The following is a 4,875-nucleotide window of genomic DNA, read 5'->3' as shown; positions in this document are numbered from 1 at the left end:
CCGGTCCCGCCGCGCCGCCCGGTCCCGCCGCGGGCGGCCGTGCCGCCGGGGCCGGCGTGGCTGCGGGCAGTCGTGCCGCAACCTCCGCAGCTGCGGGCAGTCGTGCCTCCCCCAGTGCCTCAAGGGCCTGGGAGGCACCCTCAGGGCGGCACGACTGCCCGCGGAGGGCGGGGCGTGCCCGTAGAGGGGGGCTTGGCTCGTAGGGAGGCGCATCCCGTAGGGGGTGGAAAGCAAGCGCTTAGACAGTTGCGGTCCATGTCACATGGCGTCACCCGTGACCCCGCCCATACGGCCGGGTAACTTCCCAAGAAGTCCCGCACCAACCAACCGGTATTCCCTGCCGTCACCCGACCGCCGCCCCTTCCTCCTGGAGCCGTGATGCCCGAAGCCGTGATCGTCTCTGCCGCCCGCTCCCCCATCGGCCGCGCCTTCAAGGGCTCCCTGAAGGACCTGCGCCCGGACGACCTGACCGCCACGATCATCCAGGCCGCCCTCGCCAAGGTCCCCGAGCTGGACCCGAGGGACATCGACGACCTGATGCTCGGCTGCGGCCTCCCCGGCGGCGAGCAGGGCAACAACCTCGGCCGCGTGGTCGCCGTGCAGATGGGGATGGACCACCTCCCCGGCTGCACCATCACCCGCTACTGCTCGTCCTCGCTGCAGACCTCCCGCATGGCCCTGCACGCCATCAAGGCCGGCGAGGGCGACGTCTTCATCTCGGCCGGTGTCGAGACCGTCTCCCGCTTCGCCAAGGGCAACTCCGACAGCCTCCCGGACACCCGCAACCCGCTGTTCGCCGAGGCCGAGGCCCGTACCGCCGCCGTCGCCGAGTCGGAGGGGTCGACCTGGCACGACCCGCGCGAGGACGGCCTGGTCCCCGACCCGTACATCGCGATGGGCCAGACCGCCGAGAACCTGGCCCGCCTCAAGGGCGTCACCCGCCAGGACATGGACGAGTTCGGCGTCCGCTCGCAGAACCTCGCCGAGGAGGCCATCAAGAACGGCTTCTGGGAGCGCGAGATCACCCCGGTGACGCTCCCCGACGGCACGGTGGTCTCCAAGGACGACGGCCCCCGCGCCGGCGTCACCATGGAGGGCGTCCAGGGCCTCAAGCCGGTCTTCCGCCCGGACGGGCTGGTCACCGCCGGCAACTGCTGCCCGCTCAACGACGGCGCCGCCGCGCTCGTCATCATGAGCGACACCAAGGCCCGCGAGCTCGGCCTCACCCCGCTCGCCCGGATCGTCTCCACCGGCGTCTCCGGCCTCTCCCCGGAGATCATGGGCCTCGGCCCGGTCGAGGCGAGCAAGCAGGCACTGTCCCGTGCCGGTCTCACCATCGACGACATCGACCTGGTCGAGATCAACGAGGCGTTCGCCGCCCAGGTGATCCCCTCCTACCGCGACCTCGGCATCCCGTTGGAGAAGCTGAACGTCAACGGCGGCGCCATCGCCGTCGGCCACCCCTTCGGCATGACCGGCGCACGCATCACCGGCACGCTCATCAACTCCCTCCAGTTCCACGACAAGCAGTTCGGCCTGGAGACGATGTGCGTCGGCGGCGGCCAGGGCATGGCGATGGTCATCGAGCGCCTCAGCTGAACCCCGTACCGCCGAACCCCCGTTCCGCGGGCGCACGGTAGCCGCCCCGGCACGTTCGGTGAAGCCATGGCCCGGGTCTCGGGAACCTCCGAGACCCGGGCCTGTTCGTGATCCAATCTCCCCCAGGATGTGACCTATCTCCCCCGCCGGGGAGATTCGCGCAGGTCAGGACCGAGCCCCTCTCGGGTGCATCTCCAAAGACCTGTCCGTTTCGTGACGTTACGCACTGACAGATGGTTAGTCCACCCTTCAAGCTGATGTAGGAAGTCGGGGGTCGACTTTGAACCGGGAGTACGTCAGTGAGCGCCATGCCGATCGCCCTGCTGATCACCACGGCCGCCACCGGCGCCGTGGGCGTCGCCGTCCTGCGCAGCATCATGGTGCTGCGCCGACAGGTCGCGGCCCTGCACACCGCGCTGGCCGAGAACGGCGCCGCGCCCGCGCGCGCGCACGTTCCTCCCGCCCGCACGGCCGGCACCGACGAGATACGCGCCGCCGTGGCGGAGGCGCTCGCCGAGGAGCGGGAGCGCGAGCTCGCCGAGGCGCGGGCCTTCTGGGCCGCCCAGGAGGCGCGTGACGCGTCCGACGCGCCGTCCCTGCTGGGTCTGGCGGACAGCGAGCTGTTCCTGCCCCGGCAGGCCGATTTCGTGGGTCTGGAGCCGGTGGGCGAGCCGGGTGCGGACGCCGAGGAGCACTCAGGGGACTCCCCGGAGCTGGCCGCGGCCCGCCGCCGTCACCCCTCGCACCCGGACTTCGTACCGAACCCCTCGCCGGTCGTGAACGACCACGAGCGCACGGTGGCCACCCTGGAGGAGCTGGCCGCCGCCCGGACCGAGCTGACCGACGTCCGTCCGGGCCCGCTGGGCACTCTCGACGTCTACGTCTTCGCCGACGGGACGACGCTGTGCATGACGCCGGGCCACCGCGAGACCGCCGAGCGGCTGGCGGCGGCCCTCGGCGCGGGCGAGACCCCGTTCCTGCTGGGCGGTTCCGGCATCTCGGGGGCGTACACGCTGACGTTCTCCTGCGGCGAGGAGAACGTCTACATCCTGGCGGACCGCGTCATCGCGTCCCTCTAGCTCCGAGCCGGCTCCCGGCCGGTTTCCGGACCGTCTACACCCCGGCGCGCTCGCGCGCCTCCTCCACCAGCCGTACGGCTTCCCCGACCTCGTCCTCGTTCTTCAGTACGAGCGCCAGGTCGTGGCCGGCGACGGTGATCTGGTCGGCGGCGGCGAACATGCCCGCGTCGGGCATCTCGCGGGGCTCGGTGCCCGGTTCCTCGACGAGCTGGGTGCGCCGCGCCAACTCCCTGGCCAGGGCGAGCGCCTCGGCCGCACCGCCCCGCTGCAGCCTGCTCTGCGGCGCGGCCCGCAGACGGTCGGCGAAATGATCCACGGCACGGGTGAAGGGCGTCGTATCAACCACGCGGCGAGCGTACGCGGCGCGGCAGGACTGTTGCCAACGGGCGGACGCTCAGGCACGGTGACCTGAAGGACCGGCTTACATCCCCTGCGTCCGGAGGCGCCGATGTCCCACGTCCTCTCCGAGGAGACCCACCGCAACATGCTCGCCCGCATCCCCCACTGCACCGGTCGTGAGATCTCCGACTGGCTGCGCACCGTCGAAGAAGGCCCGTCGCTCTTCCGCTTCGAGGAGAAGGTCAGCTGGCTCCGGCACGAGTACGACCTGGCGTACGGCCACGCCAAGGCGATCGTCCACGAGTACGACCTGAGGAGGGCCGCGCGCAAACTGCTGTAGCGCGTGCGGACACGGCGAAGGGCCCCGGGTAGGAACCCGGGGCCCTTGTCCGTACGACCGGTGACCGCCGTCAGTCGCTGCTGTTGAGGATCGAGATGAGCCGCAGGAACTCCATGTAGATCCACACCAGCGTCAGCGTGAGGCCGAAGGCGGCGAGCCAGGCCTCCTCGCGCGGGGCACCGTAGGCGATGCCGTCCTCGACCTGCTTGAAGTCCAGGGCGAGGAAGCAGGCACCGAGGATGATGCCGACGACGCCGAAGACGACGCCGAGCGCGCCGCTGCGGAAGCCGAGGCCGTCACCGCCGCCGAACACCGCGAACAGCAGGTTCACGGCCATCAGCAGGATGAAGCCGAGCGCGGCCGCCATCACGAAGCCGTAGAAGCGGCGGTTGACGCGGATCCAGCCGGCCTTGTAGGCCACCAGCACACCGGCGAAGACCGCCATGGTGCCGATCACTGCCTGCATGGCCGCACCGTCGGCGATGCGGTTGTCGACGATGCTGGAGATGACGCCGAGGAAGACACCCTCGAACGCGGCGTACGTCAGGATCAGCGCCGGCGAGGCCTTGCGCTTGAAGGACTGCACGAACGCCAGGACCATGCCGATCAGCGCGGCGCCGATGCCGATGCCGTAGGACCGGCTGATGTTGGCGTCGTCGACCGGCAGCAGCGCCCAGGAGAGCGCCGCGGTGACGATGAGCACGCCGAGCGTGGTGCCCGTGCGCATGACGACGTCGTCGATGGTCATCCGGCCGGTGGTGGCCGGCGCCTGCGGCGGCGCGCCGTACTGCAGGTCCTGCTGTGCGTAGGGATTCTGGGCGTACGGGTTGCCCGTCGGCTGCGCGTACGGGTTGGCCTGCGTGGCGACAGCGGGACCCCCGGCCTGCGGCGCGGTGTTGAAGCCCGCGTAGCCGTTGTCGCGGCCGAACCCCCGTCGCGAGAAGACCGGGTTACTGCTCCTCATTTCACTCCTCCATGGCCACACGGCGTGGCCTTGGCTCAAGAGTAATAGGTAGGCAAAGGAATGACCCTAATGCTTGGGGAGGATCTTTCCCTCGTTGTGCTGCGCAACACGCTACGCGGCCGGGTGATTCCCCTCGCGGCGGGACACCGAACCATGACCGACCCGGTACCGGCCGGAGATCATCCGTTCATTCCGTCCCGGTGATCGCGTGGTGGCCGGAGACGTCCAGGGCGGGGCCGGGCAGCGGGATGCGCACCGGCCGGGCGGTCCGCGAGGCGTGCTCGCCGAGGGTGAGTCCGGAGCCCCAGGCCCACAGCCCGCCGGCGGTGTCGACGGCGTACCCGGTGAGCCCGTGGGCCGCGATCCGGCGGATCTCCGGCAGTCCGTTCACCCGGACGGGTCGCGCGGAGGCGTGGTCCGGGCGGTCCCCGTCACCGAGGGCGCCGCCCGCGCCCCGCCCCCAGGCCCGCACGGTGCCGTCCCGGTCGAGGGCGTAGGCCACGTCCGAGCCGCCGGCCACCTGGACGACGTCCCTCGGACCCGGTACGAGCACG

At 71.1% G+C, this 4,875-nt stretch carries 5 protein-coding genes and 1 pseudogene; 3 read left to right on the top strand and 3 right to left on the bottom strand.

Annotation, left to right across the window (positions count from 1 at the left end; all coding sequences use genetic code 11):
* Positions 1–378 precede the first annotated feature (378 nt).
* Together B7767_RS32440 and B7767_RS32435 are read left to right on the top strand one after the other, a co-directional pair.
* The gene (locus tag B7767_RS32440) at positions 379–1,599 is read left to right on the top strand and encodes an acetyl-CoA C-acetyltransferase (protein ID WP_085575249.1); all 1,221 of its coding nucleotides are present in this window, start codon (positions 379–381) and stop codon (positions 1,597–1,599) included.
* A 299-nt stretch (positions 1,600–1,898) separates the two neighbouring features.
* A complete protein-coding gene (locus B7767_RS32435; protein ID WP_085575248.1) occupies positions 1,899–2,678 on the top strand; it encodes a hypothetical protein in 780 nt (259 codons plus the stop codon).
* A 34-nt stretch (positions 2,679–2,712) separates the two neighbouring features.
* Here B7767_RS32435 and B7767_RS32430 read toward each other — a convergent pair whose 3' ends face one another.
* Positions 2,713–3,024: a hypothetical protein gene (locus B7767_RS32430; RefSeq protein ID WP_107425250.1), complete on the bottom strand. Its 312-nt coding sequence runs from the start codon at positions 3,022–3,024 to the stop codon at positions 2,713–2,715.
* Between the two features lie 102 nt (positions 3,025–3,126).
* Here B7767_RS32430 and B7767_RS32425 point away from each other — a divergent pair, with 102 nt between their 5' ends.
* Positions 3,127–3,357, top strand: a complete 231-nt coding sequence (locus B7767_RS32425) for a DUF4287 domain-containing protein (protein ID WP_085575247.1) — start codon at positions 3,127–3,129, stop codon at positions 3,355–3,357.
* 70 nt (positions 3,358–3,427) lie between these two features.
* On the opposite strand, the gene B7767_RS32420 is transcribed toward B7767_RS32425, so the two are convergent.
* Together B7767_RS32420 and B7767_RS32415 are read right to left on the bottom strand one after the other, a co-directional pair.
* Positions 3,428–4,321 (bottom strand): Bax inhibitor-1/YccA family protein, encoded by an 894-nt coding sequence (locus B7767_RS32420; protein ID WP_085575246.1) that lies wholly within the window; start codon positions 4,319–4,321, stop codon positions 3,428–3,430.
* Positions 4,322–4,508: 187 nt separating this feature from the next.
* A pseudogene (locus B7767_RS32415) lies at positions 4,509–4,875 on the bottom strand (RCC1 repeat domain-containing protein); the annotation flags it as partial.

Source organism: Streptomyces sp. 13-12-16 (assembly GCF_002114215.1).
Classification (GTDB): Bacteria; Actinomycetota; Actinomycetes; order Streptomycetales; family Streptomycetaceae; genus Streptomyces.
Note: the sequence above shows the minus strand (reverse complement) of the source record. Positions and strands in the feature narration are given on the sequence as shown.